The organism is Chitinophaga lutea (assembly GCF_003813775.1).
GTDB lineage: Bacteria > Bacteroidota > Bacteroidia > Chitinophagales > Chitinophagaceae > Chitinophaga > Chitinophaga lutea.
Genome location: NZ_RPDH01000001.1, coordinates 2,477,756 through 2,501,697, shown reverse-complemented (window position 1 = coordinate 2,501,697; position 23,942 = coordinate 2,477,756). Strand labels below are relative to the sequence as shown.

The following is a 23,942-nucleotide window of genomic DNA, read 5'->3' as shown; positions in this document are numbered from 1 at the left end:
TTTGCACCGCGTTCAACCAGCCCTTTAAAATTGTTCGGTCAAATCGGAGGTGTACAAACCTAAGTGAATTAGGCTAAAACGGCAACCTTTTGAACGCCAATTTTCCCGGCGTGCCACTTTGCATAAAATACAAATAAACGCCAAATTTAGGAGCGACGCAATTATAAAGTTAAAATTAGATATTAATACGTAGTAATATTTTATGACCGCAGCCGAGATCAGACAACAATTCCTGGATTTTTTTGCTTCCAAAGGCCACCACATCGTGCCTTCGGCCCCCATCGTGGTGAAAAACGACCCTACCCTGCTGTTTACCAACGCGGGCATGAACCAGTTTAAGGACATTTTTCTCGGCAACAAACCGGCTCCCTACAAAAGAGTGGCAGACACGCAGAAATGCCTGCGCGTAAGCGGAAAACACAACGACCTGGAAGAAGTAGGCATCGACACCTACCACCATACCATGTTCGAAATGCTCGGCAACTGGAGCTTCGGTGACTATTTCAAGGAAGAAGCCATCGCCTGGAGCTGGGAACTGCTCACCGACGTGTACAAACTGCCGAAAGACCGGCTGTATGTCACGGTGTTCGAAGGCGATAAGGCGGAAGGCCTGGAGCCGGACAGTGAAGCGATGGCCTTCTGGAAAAAACACATCTCGGAAGACCGTATCCTGCTCGGCAACAAAAAAGACAACTTCTGGGAGATGGGCGATACCGGCCCCTGCGGCCCCTGTTCTGAAATCCATGTGGATTGCCGGAGCGAGGAAGAACGCGCCAGCGTACCGGGGAAAGACCTCGTGAACAACGACCATCCCCAGGTGATCGAAATATGGAACAACGTATTCATGCAGTTCAACCGTCTGAAAGACGGTTCCCTGGAATCCCTGCCCGCTAAACACGTGGATACCGGCATGGGCTTCGAGCGCCTCGTGCGCGTATTGCAGGGCAAACAGAGCAATTACGACACCGACGTGTTCACCCCCGTGATCCGCGCTACGGAAAAACTCTGCGGCAAACAATACACGAATTCCGATACCGGCAAGGCAGACATTGCCTTCCGCGTAATCGCCGACCATATCCGCGCCATCTGCTTCACCATCGCAGACGGGCAGTTGCCCGCCAACAATGGCGCGGGTTACGTGATCCGCCGCATCCTGCGCAGGGCCGTGCGGTACTATTTCTCTTTCCTCGACGTTAAAAAGCCTTTGCTGCACGAGCTGGTGCCCGTACTGGCAGAGCAGTTCGGCAATGTATTCCCCGAACTGCAGCAGCAGGTGGATTTTGTGAAGAAAGTGGTATTCGAAGAAGAAAACAGCTTCCTGCGCACGCTGGACAGTGGACTGGGCAGGATTGAAGCGATAACGGGCGCAACAACCTCGGCCGCAAAACCGGTCATTGAAGGCAAAACCGCTTTTGAGCTGTTCGACACCTATGGCTTCCCCATCGACCTGACCAACCTCATCGCCACTGAAAAAGGCTATGCTGTTGACATGGAAGGTTTTGAGGCCGAAATGAAAAAGCAGAAAGACCGTTCCCGCGCCGCTACCGAACTGGATATGGGCGACTGGACGCTCCTCGACGAGCAGCCCTCCGGTATCTTCACCGGCTACACCGAACTGACGGCCGACGCGAAAGTGCTCAAATACCGCAAGATCAAAGCCAAAGGGAAAGAACAATACCAGCTGGTGCTCGATAAAACGCCCTTCTACGCCGAAAGCGGCGGTCAGGTGGGTGATACCGGCACCCTGACGTTCAACGGTGAAACCATCGCCGTTACCGATACCAAAAAAGAAAACGACCTGATCGTGCACTTCACCGATACCCTGCCGGCGCAAATCGACGGCGTGGTGAAAGCCGAAGTGGACGCAGCCAAAAGGCAGGGCACTGCCCGCCACCACTCCGCCACGCACCTGCTGCACGCGGCGCTGCGCAACGTATTGGGCACGCACGTGGCGCAAAAGGGCTCGCTCGTGAACGCGGACTACCTGCGCTTCGACTTTTCGCATTTCGCCAAAGTGACGGACGAGGAACTGGCCGCCATTGAAGCGATGGTGAATGAAAAAATCAGGGAAAACATTCCCGTGGTGATAAAGGAACTGCCCCGTGAAGAGGCCCTAAAACTGGGCGCCATGGCGTTGTTCGGTGAAAAATACGGTGAAACCGTGCGGGTAGTGACCATCGACCCGAATTATTCCATCGAACTGTGCGGCGGTACCCATGTGGGCAGCACCGGCGAACTGGGACTGTTCAAATTCCAGTCGGAAGGCGCTGTGGCCGCGGGCGTACGCAGGGTGGAAGCCGTTACCGGCGCCAAAGCGGAAGCTTTTGTGAACGAACAGCTCCAGCAGCTGAAAGCCGTGAAAACCCAGCTGAAAAACCCGAAAGACGCCGGCGTGGCGGTGGAAAACCTCGTCAGCGAAAAAGCCGCGCTGGAAAAACAGCTGGCCGCCCTCGAACTGAAACAGGTTCAGATGCTGGCCGCTTCACTGCCCGCCCAGGCTGTGACCGTCAACGGCATCCAGTTCATCGGCGCACAGGTAGACGCTTCCAGCCCCGATATGCTGAAACAGTTTGCCCTCGCCATCAAAGACCAGCTGGCCGCTCCTTACCTGGTAGTGCTGTGCGCCAATGCGGGCGGCAAAGCGCAGGTGGCCATCATGGTGTCTGACGACCTGGTGAAAAACAAGGGCCTCAACGCCCAGAAAATCGTCAAGGAACAGGTGGCCCCGCTCATCAAAGGCGGCGGCGGCGGACAACCCGTACTGGCCACCGCCGGCGGGCAGGACGCCAGCAACCTCCCGGCCGTGATTGAAAAAGTAAAAGGGCTGCTGTAAGGCAGTGCCTTCGCGATAAAATCAGCTGAAAGGCCGTCCGGAAACACCCGGACGGCCTTTTTTCTTTTCCGCCCGCCCGTCTATTTTAACATTTTCTTACCCCTCTCCCTCCTTAAATTTGCCAAAACCAATACCTGTTTTTTTATGCGCAGAATATTGTACATCCTCAGCATGGGCGCCCTGACCACCACCCTGGCGCTGCCCGCCGCCGCACAGGAAAAACGCTCCGGCAAACTGGGAGAGTATGATGAGATCATTATCAAAAGAAAAGGCGGCAGTGAAGACGCAAAAGTCACCATTGAAATCAAAGACGGCGAAGTGCTCGCAGACGGTAAAAAGCTCGACGAGTACAAAAACGGCGATGTGATCATCCAGCGCCGCCGCATCGTGCCGCGCAACGGCAATATGGGCGGTATGCCTTTTATTTTCGATGAAGACGGCCGCGATGAGGAACAGACCATCACCCTCGGCGGCAATAAAGCCGTGCTGGGCGTCATCACCGAAAAGAAAGAAGCCGCAGGGGCCACGGTAGTGGAAGTGGCCGATGGCAGCGCCGCTGAAAAAGCCGGCCTGAAGGAAGGCGATGTGATCACGGCGATCGACGATAAAAAGATCAGCGAGCCGCAGGATTTATATGAGACGATCGGCGGAATGAAGCCCGGCGACAAAATAACGGTGACGTACAAACGCGGCGGCAAAGAAGCCAAAGCGAACACCACGCTCAACAAAAGGGAAGAATCCGCTCCCCGGGTGTTCAGCATCCCGCAGCGGCCCGGCCAGCCCTTCCGTTTCCGGGAAGACATGCCCTCCTTCCGGGGCTTTTCACCCGAAGGCAGAAGCGGCCCCCGTCTGGGCTTATCCGTGCAGGACACTGAAGAAGGCAACGGCGCCAAAGTACTCGGCGTCTCCAAGGGTTCCCCCGCCGAAAAAGCGGGTTTCCAGGAAAACGACCTGATCACGGAGCTGGACGGCAATACGGTGAAGAACGCCGGGGAAGTAGCTGATGCCTACCGCGCCCAAAAAGAAGGCAGCACCATCAACGCAAAGGTGCTCCGTAACGGCAAGTCCGCCACGCTCACCATTAAGGTGCCTAAAAAACTGAATACCGAAAATCTGTAAGTATAGTTTAAGTGTAAGCCAAAAGAAGCGGCCCGCGTAATGCGGGCCGCTTCTTTTATTTCATTATCATTTTGGCGAGTCTGATCTTGTTGCCGAAGGGCGGGTATTTCACCGGCACATCCAGCCAGGTGGCCGTTTTCATCACACCTTTCATATGCGTGAATTCCTCGAAGCTGGAGCGGCCGTGATAACGCCCCATTCCACTGTAGCCCACGCCGCCGAAAGGGAGTTCCGCATTGGTAAAATGCACCAGCGTATTGTTGATGCAGCCGCCCCCGAATGCCACGCGTTCTATGAACGTTTTTTCGGTTTTACTGCTGCCGGAAAACAGGTAAAGCGACAGGGGATATGGGTTTTTTGCGATCATCGCCACGGCCTCGTCCGTTTCCCGGTAAGGGATCAGGGGCAGCACGGGCCCGAAAATCTCTTCTTTCATCACCGGCGCATCGAATGAAACGTTGGTGAGAATGGTGGGGGCGATGTATTTACCGGCCCGGTCGGTAACGCCGCCCGTTTCGATGGTCCCCTGCTGAAGATAAGCCGTCAGCTGGTCGAACCTCTTTTCGTTGATGATGCGGGCGTAGTCGGGGCTTTCCGCGGGATTGTCCCCGAAAAACTGTGTGATGGCCGTTTTCATATGCTCCAGCAGCGGCGTTACGATGCTGTGGTGCGCCAGCACGTAATCCGGCGCAATACAGGTCTGACCCGCATTCCAGCATTTGCCCCAGATGATGCGGCGGGCGGCCGTTTTCAGGTCGGCCGATTTATCGACGATACAGGGGCTTTTTCCGCCCAGTTCCAGGGTGACGGGGGTGAGGTGGGGCGCGGCCATTTCCAGGATTTTACGGCCCACCGGGATGCTGCCGGTAAAGAAAATATGATCGAACCGGTGCTGCATGATCTCCGGGATCACCAGGTGCCCTTCGCCCGTTATCACCGTTACAAACGCCGGGTCGAACGCTTCGGCGATCACCTTTCGGATGACGGCCTCCGTTTGCGGCGCCATTTCAGAGGGTTTGAGGATGGCGCAGTTGCCGGCGGCGATAGCCCCGATCAGCGGGTTGATCAACAGCTGGAACGGGTAATTCCAGGGCCCGATCAGCAGGGTCAAGCCCTTGGGCTCCGGGTATATTTTGCTGCCGGAGGGATAATGCAGCAGCGGCGAACTTACCGGCTGCGGCCGCATCCATTGCCGGAGGTTGGTCAGGGTATGATCGATTTCATCGTATAACAGCCCCACTTCGCTCCCGAAGGCCTCCATGGGATGTTTGTGCAGATCTGCGTACAGCGCCCCCAGGATGGCCGCTTCGTGGCGTTTGATCACTTTTTTCAGCTGTTTGAGCTGCGCCTTGCGGAAGGCGTACGGCCGGGTAGCGCCGGAGTCGAAAAAACGCCGCTGGGCATTGTAAGTATCAGTAACTGCATGCATGGGAATCGGGTATGTTCCCCGTAATTTCGTGAAAATTCCCTGCTTTTTTGCAGTTTGAATATCTTTGTGGGAATCAGTCCGGAGAAAATAGTATGAGCGCAAGCATCGATTATAACAAGTATGAAGCCGTGATAGGCCTGGAAGTTCACGCCCAGCTCTTAACGCAAAGCAAGCTTTTCAGCAGCGACAGCGCTGCTTTCGGCGGTCAGCCGAACACCCACATCAGTCCCGTTACGCTGGGCCACCCCGGCACCCTGCCCTTCCTTAACCGGAAAGCGGTAGAGCTGGCCATCAGGCTGGGGTTTGCCTGCCATTGCGAGATCGAGCGCGAAAACTTCTTCGCCCGCAAAAACTACTTTTATCCCGATCTGCCCAAAGGGTACCAGATCAGCCAGCATACGGCCCCCATCTGCCTGGGCGGCTATGTGCCCATTTTTGCCGACGGCAAAACCCGCCATGTGCAGCTGAACCGCATCCACCTCGAGGAAGACGCCGGCAAATCGATGCATGACCAGGACCCGGACAATACCATGGTAGACTACAACCGGGCAGGCGTGCCGCTGGTGGAAATCGTGACCGAGCCCGATCTGCATCATGCAGACGAAGCCTACGCCTACCTGACGGAACTGCGCCGCCTCGTGCGCTGGCTGGAAGTGTGCGACGGCAACATGGAAGAAGGTTCCATGCGTTGCGACGCCAACATCTCCATCCGCCTGAAAGGCGATACCAGCCTGGGCACCAAGGTGGAAGTAAAAAACATGAACTCCATCCGCAACGTGAAACGTGCGATCGAAAACGAAATAAAACGGCAGATAGAACTGGTGGAAGCCGGCGAAAGAATCGTGCAGGAAACCCGCAGTTTCGACGCTTCCAACGGCAGCTCTTTCCCCCTCCGCTCCAAAGAAGAGGCGAACGATTACCGCTACTTCCCGGAGCCGGACCTGGCGCCGTTCCGCATCACCGAGCCGTTCCTGGACGATATCCGGTCCGCATTGCCCGAGCTGCCCGAAGAAATGGTGCAGCGCTACATGCGCGACCTGCAGCTGCCGGAATACGATGCCCGCGTGATCTGCGACGATAAACCCACCGCCGTCTATTTTGAGAACCTGATTAACGCCACCCCGCATCACAAGGCCGCGGCCAACTGGATGCTGGGCCCTGTTAAATCGTGGCTGAACGAACAGAACAGCTCCATCGAGCAGTTCCCGCTGCAGCCCGCGGCATTGGCGGGTCTCATTGCGCTGATCGCAGACGGGAAGGTGAATTTTTCCATCGCCTCCTCCCGCATCCTGCCCGCCATGATGGAAGCGCCGGGTAAAACGCCATTGGCCATTGCCACCGATCTCAACCTCATCCAGGATACGGATGAAAACAGCATATTGCCCGTGATTGAGGCCGTACTGGCCAAATACCCCGGCAAAGTGGCCGAGTTCAAAGCCGGCAAAAAAGGCCTTATCGGCCTGTTTGTGGGAGAAGTGATGAAAATGAGCGCCGGAAAAGCAGACCCGAAGCTCACCAACGAGTTACTGCTCAAACAGTTAAACAGCTAGGCCTGCCGTTCATCCCAAATTATGTGAATGGCCGGGCAAACTGCCTTACGGCCGCAGCATGATCATATAAGTTACACTGTTCACACCCGTAACATGCCCGCACGCCGGTTACATAATTTAACAAAACTGCGGGGGTGCATCCGGGTATTTAACCCTATTTTTGAATTTGTCATACGAAAAAAGAAAAGTCATGAGAAAATTAGCCCTATGGATTTCCGGCGCGGCCCTGCTGGCCGGATGTGCGAGCCACCAGGAGAAAGGAGCCTTTAAAATCGACGTCAAGCTGGCCAATGCCCCGCTTGAAAAAGTGTACCTGGAAGAAATTTCCGGCCAGGCGCCCAAAGTAGTGGATACTACCGCCGTGAAAGACGCCTCCGGGAAAGTGGAGCTCGACGGCATGGTAACGGAACAGGGTTTATACCGCATCCGCTTCGAAAGCGGCAAATACATCCTGCTGGCCCTCGATGCCGGCGACATGAGCATCAGCGGTGATTACAACGAACTGGAAAAGATCAATGTAAAGGGCTCCGAAGCAACTTCAGAAGTACAGCAACTGCTCAATCAATACAGCGAAAAAACACAGGCGCTCAGCAAAGAAATGCAGGCGATGGACAGCCTGCGCATCGCCAAAACGCCGGACAGCCTGATGGCTGCGCGCATGGACGCCTTCGAGAAAAAAGAAGCGCAATACAAACAGTATTTCCTCGACGCTGCACTGAAAACCAAACACCCCGTTCCGGCCGTGTTTGCCATTAACCTCGTAGGTTTTAAAGATGCGGAAGACATGCTCTCCCACAAAAAGGAGCTGGAAGACATCATTAAACGCTTCCCCAACAACGCCATGGTAAAGGATATGCAAACATTCCTGGCCGACGTGCAGAAAGAAAAGACCACCGCTTCCGCGGAAGGGCCGGAATCTTTCATCGGCAAGGACGCGCCTGATTTCACGCTCCCCGACCCGAACGGCAAAAACATCAGCCTCAGTTCTTTCAAAGGGAAATATGTGCTGGTGGATTTCTGGGCCAGCTGGTGCGGCCCCTGCCGCCAGGAAAACCCGAACGTGGTGAATGCTTTCATGAAATACAAAGACAAGAACTTCACCATACTGGGCGTTTCCCTCGACAAAACAAAAGACGCCTGGCTGAAAGCGATTGCGGACGACGGGCTGAACTGGAACCACGTCAGCGACCTGAAATTCTGGGAATCGGCTGTTGTACCCCTGTACGGCATCACCGGCATCCCTACCAATATTCTCATCGACCCGCAGGGTAAAGTGGTAGCCGCCAACCTGCGTGGCCGCGGCCTCGAAACCAAACTGAGCGAAGTGCTCAAATAAAAAATATTCCATCAGCAAAAAGGGCCGGCTTTGCAGCGCGGCCCTTTTTTTATGCTTCAATCAGTATCCGGGATTTTGTATCAGTTGTGGGTTTTGTTGCGTGTCCACAAAAGGAATCGGGAATATTACCAGCTGCGCGTTCCAGGCGATCTCTGCCTGGGTAGGCGGGCGGGCGGGGATGTTCCTTTTGGTCCGCAAAAAGTCGATCATGCCATGTCCTTCAAACGCCAGTTCGATCCTTCTTTCCGTCAATATCAGGTCAACCAGTGCTGCCTGCGTAGCGGGCGGCACGAGTGCGCCGGCGTTGGAACGCGTGCGGATTTCCAGCAGCGTAGCCAGCGCGGCGGGATCTGCAACGGCCGGGCTCAGGCGCGCGAGCGCTTCGGCTTTGATCAGTTTTATTTCACCCAGGCGCAGTACCGGTACCCACGAATCAAACGTGGTGGTATAATATTTACCGGTCCAGTACGTGAGCGTGGTAGTGCCGGTGGTGCGCAGCAGCTGCGTGCGGCGCTCGTCGGTAGCGGAGAAATTCGCCAGGTTGCGGTATGCCGCACTCACCGAAATATCCCCACGGCCCAGCGGGCTGTAGTGCTGGCCAATGGCATTGTTCGTGTTCGGGTTGTCGGAAGAGTTCGTGGCCACTGAAAAAATGCCTTCCTTGTTGGTCGCATAATTATCCTTGTTGAAATAATCCCGCAGGTCGGCGGTGAGCGCGAAACCGCGGGCGGAACCGATCACCGCGTCTGCTTTTGCATTGGCGTTGGCCCACTGCCCCATCACCAGGTAAATCCTGGCCATCAGCGCATCGGCGGCGGCTTTGGTAGCCCTCGCATGATTGAAATAATCATCATTCCAGGTCACCGGCAGGGCAGCGGATGCATCGGTAAGGTCGGCCAGCATCTGGTCGTACACCTGCTTCACGGTCGCACGCGGAATTTTATTCGCGGCAGACAGTGCTTCGGCGCCGTTGGTAACTGCATCCAGCACCAGCGGAACACCTGGGTGGCTTGCATCGGCAGTGAACACGTACGTTTGCGCATATAGATTCACGAGGTAATAATAACACAATGCACGAATGAACTTCGCCTCGCCATAATACACGTTCGCGGCATCGGCGCCGATCACGGATTCGTTTTCCTTGAGTTTCTTCATGAAATAATTGGTCTCGAAAATGGTGCGGTAGCCGCCTGTCCATGCGTTCTGCGCAATGGCATTATTCGAGATCATGTTGAAGGTGGGCACATTACCGAAGAAGGTAGACACGTTCACATCGTTGCCGCGCTGGTCTACATAAATCAGCACGCGGCCGCCGAGGAACTCCGCATTCTGCAGGGCATTGTACATCCCGATGGCGGCGCTTTCGATCCGCTGAGGCGAGTTAAAGATCTGCGCAGGATCGATATTCACGAACGGCTCCTGCTCGTCTACCTTGGAGCAGGCCGTCATCAGCAGCAGGCTCGCCGCCAGGCAGCTGATATATCGGAGTATGGTATGTTTGATCGTCGTCATAATAGTAAGTTTTAAGCGTAACATCAAAACCGTTTAGAAACTGGCATTCAGGCCGATGGAGAATGTGCGCGGCAACGGCACGCCCCGGCTGTCTACGCCGAAAGCGATGTTGGCCGTGCGGTTGGTATTGATCTCCGGATCCTGCCCGGAATAACCGGTAAGCAGTGCGAGGTTATCGCCCGCCACATACAGCCGCAGATTGGTCATGCCCAGTTTTTGTTTGATGTTCGGGAAGGTGTAGCCCAGCATCACGGTTTTCAGGCGCAGGTAATCCGCTTTTTCCAGCCAGCGGGTGGAGGTCTGCGTGGTGATGTTGTCGGTCAGGAAAATCTTCGGTACGCTCGTATTGGTATTGGTAGGCGTCCAGCGCTTTTCGATTTCCACGATGTTGTTCTGCAGGAAGTTGGTCATCAGCCCCTGGCGGGTAGTGTTCAGTACGGAGTTGCCGCCACTGAACTGTACCTGGATGTTCAGCTCGAATCCTTTGTAGGAAAGCGTATTGTCCCATCCGCCGAACCAGGTCGGGTAACCGGTCACTCCTTCGAGATAAACGGCATCGCTGGCGGTAATGGCCGTCACTTTCGTACTGCCGTCCGGCGTCGTCCACCGGTCTGCCGTTGCAACGCCGGGTGAAGGGTTGTACATCTTCACCGTACCGGTTTTATCCATGAACAGCCCATAACCGGTCTGGGGGTTCACGCCTGCCCAGCGTATCATGTAGAACACACCGAGCGGACGGCCCACACTCGCGCGGTTGGAACCGCTGATGATGTCCGTCCCGTCTACCAGTTTTTTGATCTTGTTTTTGATGGACGTGAAGTTGGCGGAAGTTCTCCAGGTAAAGTCTTTGGACTCAACCGGCGTTGCATTCACCGTGATTTCAAACCCGGTGTTGCGCATGGCGCCTATGTTGGTGGTGACGGATGAAGCAGGCACGCCGACGGTTCTCAGCACAGGCGCGTCGAGCACCAGTTTGTCCACGTCGTTGTTAAAATAATCGAGCACCAGGCTGATGCGGTTCCGGAGGAAAGACGCATCCAGCCCTATGTCCAGCTTGCGGGATGATTCCCATTGCAGGTTAGGGTCGCCGATCTGCGCCATCGACAAACCGTTCACGTCTGCATACTGTCCGCCGCCATACAACGTGCGGGCAGCATACGGGCCGATCTCCGAATTCCCTACCACACCGTAGCTGGCGCGGAGTTTCAGGTCGTTTACAAAGTCGATGTTATCCTTGAAAAAACTCTCTTCATAAATACGCCAGCCCACGGAGCCGCTGGGGAAATACCCCCGCCGGTTGTTGATACCGAAGCCGGAGTAGGCATCCGCGCGGAAAGCAAACTCTGCATAATATTTACCGCCATAATTATAGGCCAGGCGCCCGAAATAAGAATCAAAAGCGCGGGCGCTCGCGGTACCGCCGGTAAACGAATTGTCCGTACCGGCAAACAACCCGTCATAGATGTACTTGAAATAATCATCGGCCAGGTTACCCTGCCCTGTAAATAGTTCTGTACGTTTACTGTATTGATATTCCACACCGGCGGTGAGTGTCATGTTATGCAGTTGTGCGAAAGTGCGGCTGTAAGATGCGAAGTTGGACCAGTTCCACTGGTTGAGCCGTAACAGGTTTTCCTGCACGAGGCCGTTGAAGCCGAAACCAAGACCGGCCTGATCGGGGCCGCTGTATTGGTCTTCAAAATTCTGGATGTAGTCGATCCCGAAACGGGAAGTGATTTTCAGTCCGGCCACCGGCGTCAGTTCTCCATAGATGCTCGCCAGGGTGCGGTTACTCTGGTTATCGTTGCGCCCCATGTACACGGTGGTCAACGGGTGGAAGAAACGGTTCAGGCGGAAAGCCACGTTGTTGTTGCCGTTACCGAGGTCGCGGTTGGCGGGATTGAGATAATAACCGCCATAGTCGCCGGTATTATTGTATATCGGCACATTGGGCGGCGCGTTGTAACCGGCTACGGTAGAACCGGCCAGCAAGCCGTCAGACAATACGCCGTTGTTCAGCGCACGCGATGCGTACAGGCTGATACCGGCCTTCAGCCAGGGTTTGGGCGTGAGGTCGAGGTTGATCCTGCCGGAGCCCCTGCGCAGGCGGTTGGTAACCACGAACCCCTTCATGTCTGCATACTCTGAAGAACCGTAATACTGTGCTTTATCTCCGCCACCGGAAAAATTCAGCTGGTGGGTTTGTGAGAAGCCGGTCTTGAACACTTCATCTATCCAGTTGGTGCGGTCGGGCTGGCCGTCCTGGTTCACGTCGATATCCGCGGCAACAGCGGCAATATTGGCGTTGGAAGCCTTCTCATTCTGGATGGCGATAAAGCGGTCGCCGTCGAGCACCTTCGGAATGCGCGCGCCTCTGGCCCAGCCGAGGGTAGTGTTGTACCCCACGTTCACCGCGCCTTTGGAGCCGCGTTTGGTGGTGATCACAATCACGCCGTTGGCTGCACGTGAACCGTACAATGCGGCAGCAGCGGCATCTTTCAGCACATCCACGGATGCGATGTCGTTCGGGTTGATGTCCGCCAGCGGATTGAAGCGCGTACCGTTGCCGCTATTGAACACATTCAGGTTAGTGGCAGTGTTGAGCGGCACACCGTCTACCACGATCAGCGGCTGTGCGCTGTTGCTGATGGAGTTGACGCCCCGGATGCGGATAGCCACCGCATCGCCCACCATACCGGATTGTACATTGACGTTCACGCCGGCGGCGAGGCCATCGAGCGCCTGGTCAAAACTCTGGATGGGCTTGTTGTTGATCTTGCTGCCGTCGATGTTGGCGGTGGAAGCCGTCACATCTTTTTTCTTGATGTCGACATACCCCGTTACCACCACTTCCTGCAGGGTGCGGTCGTCGATGACCAGTTCCACGTTGCGCAAAGCGCCTTCCGGCGCCGGTAATTCCTTGCTGCCGTAACCAATAAACGAATAGACCAACACGTCAGACGGCCCGGATATTTCAATCCGGTAGTCTCCGCTTGCATTGGTAATGGTGCCCTTGGAAGTTCCTTTAATGGAGACGGTAACGCCCGGCAGCGGAGCTCCGTCTTTTGCATCGGTTACCTTCCCGGTAATGACGCGCGACTGGGCCAGGACCTGCCCGCACATCAAAACCGAAAAGAACATGAGGAGTAACATTCTTTTCATCTCGAATGGATTTTGGTGAAGAAATCTTAACTGTTCAAATCAGGGATTCAACAGGACGATTTTGATTGCTAAAGGGTTATAGCCTATCCAAAGGATCGGGACAATAGAGCTATTGCAAAGACAGGTTAAAGATTTGCTGCTGCTTTCGGGTCACAAAGAGTTACAACGGTAATTTACTAAGAATTTGCGAATAAACCACCAATAAAAGTTAAAATAACACCATTAACACATATGTTATTTCAGATATAACAGGATAAGTTCATACTGAAAGAGCCGTGCTTCAGGGGCGGCAAAACAGTGCTTCCCGCAATGCAGAAAGCCGCTCCGGGGAAGGAGCGGCTTTCTCAACTTATCTTGAAAAATTACTGGTATTTGGGATGCTGGGTCATATTTTCATTGGCCTGCAATTCCCGGAGCGGGATGGGCATATAATACGCTCTCATATCCGGCGTGAGCGTAAGGGCGGAAGGCGCCTGTGCCGCGTCCTGCGGAATGCGGCTGATGATGGCTTTTTTCCTGCGCAGGTCGAAATACCGGTGACCTTCGAATGCGAGCTCTTTATACCGCTCTTCCATCACGGCGTCGGCGAGCGCCGCGTTACTGGCGAAAACGGTCGGTACATAGTTGCTGATTCTTTTCGCGCGCAGCGCATTCAGGTCGGCCGTACCGGGTACCAGGCCTGCGGCGCCGCTGTTCGCATACGCTTCCGCGCGTATCAGATACATTTCGGCCACACGGAACAATTTCACGTCGGCGAGGTTCGCCAGTGCGGGCTGACCGCCGATGTACTTGTTGACGGTCCAGCGGCCGGCGCCAAGGTCTTTGCACCAGGCTCCGAAACGTATATCGGTTGCGGCGTTCATGCTGTTCATGAGTTTGAAGGCAGGCGCATACATCACTCTCGTTCCCTCGCGGTAGAAGTCGCCCAGCTTCGCATCCTGCGCTTCGCGCTTGAGTTTCCAGATCACTTCCGCATTGCTTTTATCGAGCCAGATATCGGGAAACTGTGCGGCGGTTGCCAGGGGCATCGCGTCGATCACCGTGCCGGCATGCGTGATGGCGAGGCTCCAGCGCTGCTGCCAGAGGGCGGAGCGGGCCTGCATGGCTACCACGGCCAGTGCGGTAACATGGGTGTTGGCGGTGTAACTAACGGGAATGAGCGTACGGGCATCGGCAAGGTCGGCATCGATCTGCTCGAACACTTTACTCACCGGCACCCTGGCGGGTTTGCCCGCTTCAGACACCGTCATCACCGGCACGCCGGGCGATGCGGGATCATAATCCACCGCGTAATGCCGCAGCAGCTCAAAATGGCAATAGGCGCGGATGGCGAGCAGCTCCCCTTTCAGCTGGCTTCTCCTGCTTTCTTCCTGCCCCGTTACCACCACACCGTCGATCTCCGCGAGGATGCGGTTGGCGCGGTCTATCACCATGTAAAAATTCTGCCAGGCCTGGCCGATGTCTGCAATAACAGGCTCCTGTTTCCAGCTGAAAACCTGTACGCCTTTATTGGTGCTGTTTTCTACCGGCAGCATATTTTCATCGGCCATCAACGAACTGATGGTGATGCTGGAAGTGCCGAGGCCGGCATATACGCCGAGCACGCCGGCATTCAGGTCGTCGATGGTCTGGAACGCCACCGACTGATCCACGCTTTCGGTGGGTTTCACATCCAGTTCTCCGAGGCAGGATGTGGCGAGGCAGCAAGACAGTATTGCGAAGTAGGAATGGATTGCTTTCATGTGCTAAAATTGTATGCGTGCGCCGGCGGTAATGGTACGCGCGGCGGGGTATTCAAATAAAGCGGTGTTGTTGGTGTCTTCGGGATCGAAGCCGGTCCAGCTGGTGAACGTCAACAGGTTCTGGCCCTGCATGTACACCATGGCGCCACGCAGGATGCGGGTGCTTTTCAGCAGCTTTTCCGGAAAGGTGTAAGCCAGCTGCACGTTTCGCAACCGCACGAACGAAGAATTCTGCAGCTCGCGCGAACTGAACCCGAAGGGCTCGCCGAACTTCGGCTGATTGGTGACGTCGCCGGGCTTGCGCCAGCGGCTGAGCCATTTGCGGCTCTGGTTGCTGGCGGCATTGCCGTTGCTGTTGAGCGTGTAAAATTCTTCCGAATCATAGCGGTAATAATCCTGCGCGTAAGTAAACAGCACGTCGGCGGAAAAGCCTTTCCATTTTGCGCCGGTGGTGAAACCACCGAAGTACGGGGGATCGGAAGTACCGAATTCCGCCACGCTCTGTGCGGGGTTGGCCACGTTGGTGATGGATCCGTCGCGGTTATAATACTGTGGTTTGCCGGTTTGGGGATCCACGCCCGCCCATTTCACCACATAGTGTGTATTCACGGGAAGGCCGGTCCGGAACAGGTTGGTGCCCTGGGTGAATTCTTTGGTTTTACCGAGACTGATTATCTTATTCTTGTTGTACGTAAAGTTGATGCCGGCATACCAGGAGAAATCCCCGTTCCGCACAATATCCCCGCTGAGGTCGATCTCAATCCCGCGGTTGCGGATAACGCCGGCGTTGTTCATGCGCGAAGAAAAACCGCTCGTTTGCGAGAGCTGCTCTTCCACGAACACTCCTTCCGTGCGCCGGTTGTACCAGTCGGCCACGAGCCGCAGCCTTTGATCGAAGAGGGCTACGTCCACACCTGCGTTAAAAATTTTCGTGTATTCCCAATCGTAATTCGTATTGCCCGGGGAGGTGGGTATGATGGCGGGCGAGCCGTCGTACCGCGAAGCGCCGTAACCGGCGGTGTATGCAAAGTTACCGGGGAAAGGGGAAGCCGACGTGCCGTAGCTGGCCCGCAGGCGCAGGGTATTCAGCCAGGTCTGCGGTTCGAGGAAAGTCTCTTTGCTCATGTCGTACCCGGCACCGATGGAATAAAAACTTTTCCAGCGGTTTTGTTCCGGAACGGTAGAGGAGCCGTCGCGGCGGTAGGTAAGGTTCAGCAGGTATTTATCCGCGTAGCTGTAGCGTGCCAGTGCAATCCATGAGGCCATGGCGAGGCCTGTTTTGCCGCCGCCCACCTGCGGGATGAAACCGTTGAGCGCGGTGCCCTGTGTGATGCCGGACAGCGTGCCGTAGAGGCCGGGTGTAATGCCGTAACCGGTTACGCGCATGCCGGAGGTTTTCATGCGGTTGAACTCATAGAAGCCGCTGACGGTCAGGTTATGCAGTTGATGGAAAGATTTCGTGTAGGTGAGGCCGGTAGTAGCCGTAAACTGGTAATACCGTGTCATCTCTTCGCGGTGCAGCCCCTGCCCGCCGGGTGTGGTGATGGCGCTGTGCGAGCCGGGCTTCACGGTGCGCGTATCCACATTCTCCCGGTAGTCCATCCCGAAGTTGGCGCTGGCAAACAGCGAACTGAGGATATTGTAGCGCATGGCGGTGTTTACGAGGCCTTTCAGTTGGTTAACGCGGTAAGTGGTGTTCTGCATCCGCTCCAGTGCGTCGGAGCCTTCGCGGGTATCATACGCGCCGCCGAGGCGGTCTTTATTCCCGCTGTGCATCAGCTGCCCGTTCACGTAAGGCTGCTCGTAAGGCAGGGCATAATACACGGCGGCGAAAGGATTGCCGACATTGGTCAGGTTCTCGTTATCGATGAAGTCGTTATTCGAATAACCGATGGCGGTGTTCACCGAGGCCGAAAACCTGTCCGCGGTAAAATCGAGATTGGTGCGCAGGCTGTACCGTTCGATATCGGAACGGTAAGCTATGCCGGCCTGTTTCATGTAATTCCCGGAAGTGTAAAAGCGCACGTTTTCGGAGCCGCCGGAAGCACTCAGGTCGTATTCATGAAAGGGCGCTGAAGAACGGAGAAGATAATCGCGCCAGTCGGTCTGAATACCGCGCAGGCTGTCGAGAATAGCCGCGTAACGTTCTTTGACCGCCGGGGCAAGGTTGGCATTCGCGGGGTTTTTCGCTGAAAAGCGCCAGCCGGGGCCGAGTGTGCGCCCTCCTGTTTCGAGGCCTACCTCTTCTTCGAACTGCAGCCGCTCGGCCGTATTCATCATATCGAAGCGGTCGCGGGTGGGCACGGAAACACCGTGCCGTGTGTTGAACACGAGGCGCGCCGGGCCCATTTTGCCTCTCTTCGTGGTGATCAGTATCACGCCGTTGGCGCCGCGCGCGCCGTAGAGAGCGGTGGCGTTGGCATCTTTCAGGATGCTGACGGAAGCAAAATCGGAAGGGTTCATGCTCATAAAAACACCGCTCTCCACCGCAATACCATCCACTACATACAGTGGCGATACCACGCCGCCCAGATTGGCCTGTCCCCTGATAAGCACACGGCCCGTGGCACCCGGCTGGCCGGAAGATGCCGCCACATAAAGGCCCGGGGCCAGGCCCTGCAGCGCCTGATCGAAGGAGGCGACGGGCATCCGGCTTACCTGCGCGCCGGGAATGGTGGTAACGGCGCCGGTGTATTGTTTCCGGGTAGCAACGTTGTACCCGGCAATAACTACTTCATCGAGCAGCTTGGCGGCCGGCGCGGCGCTGTCTGCAACTGGAAGGGATTTTTGTGCAAAAGCGGGAATACTTATGGTGACTGACAGCCATAAGATCAGCGCATTTTTCATAGTGAATGCTTTCATGCCTCGTATACGGAAAAGTGATGTGACGGGATCAAGTCCACAAGATACTGATTGTCAATTGGTAAAGATACTACATAAACATGTGATATAAAAAGCCGTCCTGAATAATACGGAAAAATAACATGGAAAATCCCGAAATTCAATCTGTTTTAAACCCTTGTTACACCCTTATTCCAAGATCACGCTTAAAACATTCACCATGAACACCCAATGGAAACTTAATGCATGGCTATTGCCCGCTCTTATCCTTTTATTTTCAGCCTGTAAAAAAGAAACGAGGTCAAAGAATGAATCCACGCGAGTGACGGGAGCCCCGGCCTGCGTTGCCTGCCTCCAGGGCCCGGCAGGCACACCGGTTGTATTGGAAAATAGAAAAACAGGCAAAAAAACACCTGTTGTCGAGTACAACGGCGAATACTACCTACAGGGAGACATTGTGCTCAGCAAAGAGCAGATAGCATTCCTGAAAGGCGAAACGGAAGAAAATGCGCGCACCGGCGTTTCATCCTTTGCCAGAATGTGGCCCAACAGAACAGTATTCTACGCGATTCACCCCAACCTGCCTTTGGCCGACAGGTTCGATGTTGAAGATGCCATCAGCCACTGGCAGCAGCAAACCAATCTCCAGTTTGTTGTGCGCACCAGCCAGCCTGACTATGTTGAATTTGTTCCCAGCACGGTGTGCGCCGCCACATACGGAAAAATTGGAGGCCGGCAGGAGATCAAACTGGCGCCTGGTTGCGATGTCACCTCTGTTATTCATGAGATTGGCCACGCCATAGGTTTCTTCCATGAACAGTCCCGGAAAGACCGCTGGATGAGCATCGCCATCCATCCGCAGAACATGCAAAGCGGCGCGGCTCCCAATTTCTGGACCTGGGAAGAAATTGGCGTACCTGGTTTCCAGATCGGCACATTCGACTTCGCGTCGGTGATGCTATATGAATCCTTCGCTTTTTCTGCCAACGGCCAACCAACGATTACCCGGCTCGACGGCTCTACATTCGGCCGTAACAACTGGCTCTCCGTGGGAGACATCGATACATACAATCACATGTACAACCGCCCTTATTTTGTAATGGCAAAAACGAATGAACAAGTCATCAATAACGGCACTGAAATCGGTAGTACCTGGCAATGTGACCTGTGGGCCTATACAGACGCGAGTATGACGCAACTGGCTAATTTACCGTGGACACTCGAGCTCCTTGTGAGCGTTACTTGGGAAGATGACGATGCTCCCGGTGGCAATGCCTCCCCGCAAAAGTGGCTGCTGTCTCCCGGCACGAACCATATTGCCCTCGGCGAAGGTTATAGCATCAGGAACCGCCGCACCGGAGCGCAGCGTAAGCTCGACTTCGATATTTATAACAACGGTTTGTGGAGCTACTGAAACCGTCTTTTCTGCAAGGGTTATAAAACAAAAAGCGAGGCCGCCTCAAATGAGACGGCCTCGCGGCAATATGGTCGTTCGGAAGAGATTATTTATCCCACCAAACTTTCTCGTCGATTTTTTTGTTGCCGGGATAGTTGGCGTTCCGGGTCTGCTCTGTCTGCGGATAGAGGAAACGCGCGGGTTTCACGCCTGCGGGCAGTACGGATGCATAGGAATCCACCAGGAAGTCCGGGAAGCCGGTACGGCGGTATTCAGACCATGCTTCGAAGCTCTGGTTACCGCACATCGCGAAGTACTTCTGCGTGATGATGGCTTTAACCTGTGCAGCCACAGTACCTCCGGGCCATTTACCGGCGCCTGCGATATAAGTGTTCGCATTGGCGGGGGTGAGGCCATAGGCGGCAAAGCTGGCACGGATGCCGGCTTCATAGAGCGCCTGTGCGTTACCGGTACCCCAGCTTCTTGCTGCTGCTTCCGCCTGCAGGAAATAACTTTCCGCTTCGGAAATCAGTTTCACAGGAGCGGAGGCAGAAACGTCCGTACGTGCGTCGCCACCCAGCAGCGGGGAAGGACGGGACAGCGGCCTTTCGGTATTGGTGGTGTCAAAGCTGCCCTGGCGGGTGCTTTCCACGATACCGCCTACCAGCGTATAGAACTTGGTAAGGCGCGGGTCTGCGTTAGCCTTGAACTGGTTCACAGCGGTAGAGCTGGCGCGGATGTTCTGTACCCTGCTCAAACCAACCATTTCGGCATACAGCGGGTTCTGGTTGCCACCAGCGGTGCTGTAGCTTACTTTCGCATCGGTCGACAGGAATTCGGCACCTGCGGTGTACATGGCTGAAATGCCGGCCTGCGCACGGGGCGCGTCCACTTCGGAGAGGCGCATGTAAGCGCGCAGCTTCAGCGTGTTGGCAAACTGGATCCAGAATTCCATATCCCCTTCGCCTATCAGGTCGTCGGAGCCGGGAGTAAAGTCGGAATCAGGGTCAGACAAGCTGATGCTCCGGTCAAGCCATACGAAAATACTGTCGTACACTTCTTTCTGCGTATCATATTTCGGGCTCAGGTTCTTGTCGCCTTTCAGCGCTTCTTTCAGCGGAATATCTCCAAACGCGTCCGTGAGCAGCTGGAAAATGTAGGCGCGCATCGCATAACCGATGGCGGCGTAGTTTTCCGTCTTTTTTATGAACCTTTTGGAGATCAGGGAATCCGTATCGGAAAGTCCGCCCGCATACATCAGCGACCACATGGTGTTGAAATCGCTGGCGGTAGAAGCGTAAGAGTCGATGGTTTTATACTGGTTGGAGGTTTGCGCCTGCGTCCAGTACTGGGCCCACATACCGCCGAAAACCTGGTAATACTGCCCCGTTACGTAGGCCGCGCTCGCCTGAACAGCGGGAAGAATCTGTGCTTCACCGGCTTTTTCAGTAGCGTTCGGATTTTCGTTTACGTCCAGGAACTTTTTACATCCAGGCAGTACCAGCGCGGCAATGGCCAATCCTGCGAGATAATATTTTATGGTTCTTTTCATGGTTTGTTCTTTTTTACTGCTCAATGTTAAAAGGACACTTTCAGGTTAACGCCAAAGTTCCTCAGTGAAGGCTGTGCGGTAAAGTCAAAGCCCTGCTCGTTTCCTGCGCCGCCGGAGTTGATTTCCGGGTCTGCGAAGGAATTCTGTTTCGGTGTCCACAGGAACAGGTTGTTACCGAATACGCCAACGGTAGCATCGCCGAGGGCAGTGCGTGACAGCAGCGATTTCGGCAGACGGTAGCTGAGGCTGATCTCACGCAGTTTCACGTAAGAAGCGTCGATTACTTTCGTACCGGAAGGATCGAGCTGGTTGGTGTACCAGGATTCCATGTCGGTTTTCACACTGGTGTTGGGAACATATTTGCCGTTCTCCAGGTACACGCTGTTGGGCAGTACATAAGGCTGGCGGCCGAATTCTGAAGTTTCGGGAGTGGCGCCCACAAAACCAAGGATGTCTTTGGTGCGGGAGAAGAATTTACCACCCTGTTTGGTATCGAACAGCACGCTGAAGCTGATGCCTTTGTAAGACAGGTTGGTGCCCCATGATGCCTGGTACTTGGGATTGTAAGAACCCAGGTATTGCGCCTGATCGGTCAGCAACGGCAGGTTGGTGCCACCGTCGTTGTTGATCACGATGCGGCCCTGCTCGTCTCTCAGCACGTCTTCAGCATAGAAGGTACCGTAAGGTTTGCCTACTGCCGCTACGATGCTCATGCCGCCGAAACCGCCGATCACGATCTGTTCAACACCGTTATCCAGGGATACCACGGTGTTTTTGTTGCGGGTGTAAGTACCGAACAGTTCCCAGGTAAAGCCGGAAGCAGTTCTGATGGGCGTTACACGTGCAGCCAGTTCAATACCCTTGTTTTCCACCACGCCGGTATTGGTCACTTTGGAAGTGAAACCGATGGAAGCTGGTGTGGGAATAGCGAGGATCTGGTCTTTGGATTTGTTCTGGTAATAAGAGAAGTCGATAGACGCCCTGTTGTCCCAGAAGGCCAGTTCGGTACCTACCTCGAACGCGGTGGTGATCTCCGGTTTCAGGTTGGGGTTACCGATCACGTTATCCAGGCTCAGGCCGGGAATGCCGTTCAGCGGGAAAATGGTGGAGCTGAAACCACCGGCCACTACTGCTTTGGAGTAGTAGGATTTCAGCAGGTAAGGATCTGCATCGTTACCTACAGAAGCCCAGCTGGCGCGGATTTTACCATAGTTCAGGAATTCGGAGATTCTGGAATCCTTCATCAGTTCGGTAAACACGAACGCACCGTTCACGCTCGGATAGAAGAAGGAGTTTCTTCCTTTGGGCAGTGTGGACGACCAGTCGTTACGCGCGGTAGCACCCAGGAAGAGCATGTTCCTGTAAGCCAGGCTCAGCTCAGCATACAGGCCTACCAGGCGGCGTTTGCTGTAGAAGTTCAGGCTTTCAACGGGACCATTGCTGTTGCCGAGGTTATACCAGTTCGGTACAATCAGGCCGCCGGCGGAGTTGGTCACGGCCTCCAGCTGGTTAAATACACGCTGGCGCACGTTGTTGCCGAGCAACAGGCTCGCAGTGAAGTCTTTGCTGAAATCTTTTTTCATGTTCACCATGAAGTCGTGCGTAATGTCGCTCACGTTGAACTGGCTTTCGCCGTAAGCACCACCGTTGGTCTGGTCGTTCTGACGGTAACCGTTGTTGGTGCCCCAGGAAATGTAGTTGTATTTCGGCACCTTGGTTTTACGCTGGTCGGAATAGATGTCGCCGCCCAGTCTTTCGGTAAACGTCAACCAGTCAAGCGGTTTGTAGTTGATGGTGAAGTTACCGGTCACACGGTCAACGATATTTTCGTTCCTGAAATTTTTCAGGATGTAATACGGGTTGGTGGTGTAAGAACCATAGAAACCATAGAGCTCATTACCTTCTTCGTCGAAGAAACCGCCGAAGCTGTAGTAAGGATTGTTCAGGTCGCCCATTTTATCCAGGGGAATATCACGCGCGGTCTGCAGTACGTTGTCGTATACGGAACCGTCGCCCTGACCGCCCTGGATCATGCTGCTGTTGACACGGCTGTAGTTCACGCCGATGCTGGTCGTGATCTTGTTGGTCAGCTCGGTGCTACCGTTGAAACGCAGGCTGTATTTATTATACCGGTCGGTGCTGCCGGGCATTACTCCGTCGGAGTTAAGCGCGTTCAGTGAAAGGTAATAAGTGGTTTTGTCGGTGGCGCCGGACAGGGAGAGGTTGTTGTTGGTAGCCACGCCGAGGTCGAAGAATTTCTTCACGTTGTCGGGCTGGGCAACATACGGTTTTTTGAGGCGCACGCCGTTGATGGACTGGCCCCACTCCTGCATGGACCCGTCGAGTTTGGGCCCCCAGCTGAAGTTTTCACGGGGGTCGGGCGTACCGTGGCCGCCCTGTCCGTATTCATTCTGGAACGTAGGCAGTTTCAGGATGTTGGACATGGTAACGGAACTGTTGAACGTAACCTCGTTCTTCTTGTTATCGCCTTTTTTGCCTGATTTGGTAGTGATGATCACGGCGCCGTTGGATGCGCGGGAACCGTACAGCGCAGCTGCAGCGGGGCCTTTCAGGATCGTCATGGACTCAATATCGTCAGGGTTGATATCGTTGCCGCGGTTACCGAAGTCGATGGAAGAACGGCTGTCTCCGCCGCCGATGATGCTGGAGTTGTCGATGGGCACACCATCCACAACGATCAGGGCCTGGTTGTTACCGGTGATGGAAGAACCACCGCGCAGTACGATACGGGAAGAACTACCCGGAGCGGATGCGGTACTGGTGATGTTCACACCGGCCACTTTACCGGCCAGCGCGTTCAATGCGCTGGAGCTCTGACCTTTGGTCAGCTCGTCGTTTTTCACGGTGGGGGAAGCGTAACCCAGCGAGCGCTTGTCCCTGCGGATGGCGTTGGCGGTTACGACTGTTTCTGTAAGGGTGGTTACATCAGCGCCCAATACAACGTTCACTGTGGCGCCGTTGATTTTGGCTTCTGTATCTTTCATACCAATGAACTTCACAACGAGCACATCTACGCCGTCAGGAACATTCAGGGAATAAACACCTTCTGCATTGGTAACGGTACCGACATTGGTACCTTTTGCGATAACGGTGGCGCCAATAATAGGCGTTCCGTCTTCAGCCGCCGTAACCTTTCCTTTAACGGTTCGACTTTGCGCCATTACCTGTCCTGAGAGGCAAATCAGGAGCAGGAAAAGTGCGGTTAGACCTTTCCTCATAAGCATGATTTAGTAGTTTAACGAAATTTTAACAGTCAAATATAGTTCACTTAATGATTTCTTAACGCAATGCGCGCAAATTTTTTTTGGAGGTGCCATAGATTTTATTTTAAAAATGAATAAATGAAGACTGGTTTACGTATATGGATATGCGCCTGCAATTTGCTACCACAGCGGATTGGGAGGGTTACAAAAAGAAAAAGCAGGCGACAAGATTATCACCCGCTTATC

General features: G+C 54.7%; 12 protein-coding genes. 5 read left to right on the top strand and 7 right to left on the bottom strand.

Annotation, left to right across the window (positions count from 1 at the left end; genetic code table 11):
• Window positions 1-202: 202 nt before the first annotated feature.
• Together alaS and EGT74_RS27155 are read left to right on the top strand one after the other, a co-directional pair.
• Complete coding sequence (alaS, locus tag EGT74_RS10075; RefSeq protein WP_123846378.1) at window positions 203-2,833, top strand: alanine--tRNA ligase; 2,631 nt, start codon at window positions 203-205, stop codon at window positions 2,831-2,833.
• A 144-nt stretch (window positions 2,834-2,977) separates the two neighbouring features.
• The gene (locus tag EGT74_RS27155) at window positions 2,978-3,952 is read left to right on the top strand and encodes a PDZ domain-containing protein (RefSeq protein WP_123846377.1); all 975 of its coding nucleotides are present in this window, start codon (window positions 2,978-2,980) and stop codon (window positions 3,950-3,952) included.
• A gap of 55 nt (window positions 3,953-4,007) precedes the next feature.
• On the opposite strand, the gene EGT74_RS10065 is transcribed toward EGT74_RS27155, so the two are convergent.
• Window positions 4,008-5,381 carry an aldehyde dehydrogenase gene (locus EGT74_RS10065; protein ID WP_123846376.1) on the bottom strand — a complete coding sequence of 458 codons (1,374 nt, stop codon included), beginning with the start codon at window positions 5,379-5,381 and terminating at the stop codon, window positions 4,008-4,010.
• 92 nt (window positions 5,382-5,473) lie between these two features.
• On the opposite strand from EGT74_RS10065, the gene gatB reads away from it, so the two are divergent.
• Window positions 5,474-6,931: an Asp-tRNA(Asn)/Glu-tRNA(Gln) amidotransferase subunit GatB gene (gatB, locus tag EGT74_RS10060; RefSeq protein ID WP_123846375.1), complete on the top strand. Its 1,458-nt coding sequence runs from the start codon at window positions 5,474-5,476 to the stop codon at window positions 6,929-6,931.
• A gap of 190 nt (window positions 6,932-7,121) precedes the next feature.
• Window positions 7,122-8,267, top strand: coding sequence for a redoxin domain-containing protein (locus tag EGT74_RS10055; RefSeq protein WP_220392834.1), 1,146 nt, complete (start codon window positions 7,122-7,124; stop codon window positions 8,265-8,267).
• A gap of 60 nt (window positions 8,268-8,327) precedes the next feature.
• Here the strand turns inward: EGT74_RS10055 and EGT74_RS10050 are convergent, their stop codons facing one another.
• The 4 genes from EGT74_RS10050 to EGT74_RS10035 all read right to left on the bottom strand — a co-directional run bounded on the left by EGT74_RS10050 (window position 8,328) and on the right by EGT74_RS10035 (window position 17,545).
• Window positions 8,328-9,779: a RagB/SusD family nutrient uptake outer membrane protein gene (locus tag EGT74_RS10050; protein ID WP_158618081.1), complete on the bottom strand. Its 1,452-nt coding sequence runs from the start codon at window positions 9,777-9,779 to the stop codon at window positions 8,328-8,330.
• Window positions 9,780-9,812: 33 nt separating this feature from the next.
• Window positions 9,813-12,941, bottom strand: a complete 3,129-nt coding sequence (locus EGT74_RS10045) for a SusC/RagA family TonB-linked outer membrane protein (protein WP_123846373.1) — start codon at window positions 12,939-12,941, stop codon at window positions 9,813-9,815.
• Window positions 12,942-13,303: 362 nt separating this feature from the next.
• Entirely contained in the window at window positions 13,304-14,683 is a 1,380-nt protein-coding gene (locus EGT74_RS10040) for a RagB/SusD family nutrient uptake outer membrane protein (protein WP_123846372.1), read from the bottom strand.
• A 3-nt stretch (window positions 14,684-14,686) separates the two neighbouring features.
• Window positions 14,687-17,545, bottom strand: a complete 2,859-nt coding sequence (locus tag EGT74_RS10035; RefSeq protein ID WP_123846371.1) for a SusC/RagA family TonB-linked outer membrane protein — start codon at window positions 17,543-17,545, stop codon at window positions 14,687-14,689.
• A 361-nt stretch (window positions 17,546-17,906) separates the two neighbouring features.
• Here EGT74_RS10035 and EGT74_RS10030 point away from each other — a divergent pair, with 361 nt between their 5' ends.
• Window positions 17,907-18,938 (top strand): M12 family metallopeptidase, encoded by a 1,032-nt coding sequence (locus tag EGT74_RS10030; RefSeq protein ID WP_158618080.1) that lies wholly within the window; start codon window positions 17,907-17,909, stop codon window positions 18,936-18,938.
• A gap of 88 nt (window positions 18,939-19,026) precedes the next feature.
• Here EGT74_RS10030 and EGT74_RS10025 read toward each other — a convergent pair whose 3' ends face one another.
• Together EGT74_RS10025 and EGT74_RS10020 are read right to left on the bottom strand one after the other, a co-directional pair.
• A complete protein-coding gene (locus EGT74_RS10025) occupies window positions 19,027-20,472 on the bottom strand; it encodes a SusD/RagB family nutrient-binding outer membrane lipoprotein (RefSeq protein ID WP_123846369.1) in 1,446 nt (481 codons plus the stop codon).
• 26 nt (window positions 20,473-20,498) lie between these two features.
• Window positions 20,499-23,711, bottom strand: a complete 3,213-nt coding sequence (locus EGT74_RS10020) for a SusC/RagA family TonB-linked outer membrane protein (RefSeq protein ID WP_123846368.1) — start codon at window positions 23,709-23,711, stop codon at window positions 20,499-20,501.
• Window positions 23,712-23,942 lie beyond the last annotated feature (231 nt).

What these genes read in the sequence shown, in the direction of transcription:
- EGT74_RS10035 (WP_123846371.1), bottom strand. Translation starts at nt 17,545, where the DNA reads ATGAAAGCATTCACTATGAAAAATGCGCTGATCTTATGGCTGTCAGTC.
- EGT74_RS10025 (WP_123846369.1), bottom strand. Translation starts at nt 20,472, where the DNA reads ATGAAAAGAACCATAAAATATTATCTCGCAGGATTGGCCATTGCCGCG.
- gatB (WP_123846375.1), top strand. Translation starts at nt 5,474, where the DNA reads ATGAGCGCAAGCATCGATTATAACAAGTATGAAGCCGTGATAGGCCTG.
- EGT74_RS10020 (WP_123846368.1), bottom strand. Translation starts at nt 23,711, where the DNA reads ATGAGGAAAGGTCTAACCGCACTTTTCCTGCTCCTGATTTGCCTCTCA.
- EGT74_RS10050 (WP_158618081.1), bottom strand. Translation starts at nt 9,779, where the DNA reads ATGACGACGATCAAACATACCATACTCCGATATATCAGCTGCCTGGCG.
- EGT74_RS27155 (WP_123846377.1), top strand. Translation starts at nt 2,978, where the DNA reads ATGCGCAGAATATTGTACATCCTCAGCATGGGCGCCCTGACCACCACC.
- EGT74_RS10045 (WP_123846373.1), bottom strand. Translation starts at nt 12,941, where the DNA reads ATGAAAAGAATGTTACTCCTCATGTTCTTTTCGGTTTTGATGTGCGGG.
- alaS (WP_123846378.1), top strand. Translation starts at nt 203, where the DNA reads ATGACCGCAGCCGAGATCAGACAACAATTCCTGGATTTTTTTGCTTCC.
- EGT74_RS10055 (WP_220392834.1), top strand. Translation starts at nt 7,122, where the DNA reads ATGAGAAAATTAGCCCTATGGATTTCCGGCGCGGCCCTGCTGGCCGGA.
- EGT74_RS10040 (WP_123846372.1), bottom strand. Translation starts at nt 14,683, where the DNA reads ATGAAAGCAATCCATTCCTACTTCGCAATACTGTCTTGCTGCCTCGCC.
- EGT74_RS10065 (WP_123846376.1), bottom strand. Translation starts at nt 5,381, where the DNA reads ATGCATGCAGTTACTGATACTTACAATGCCCAGCGGCGTTTTTTCGAC.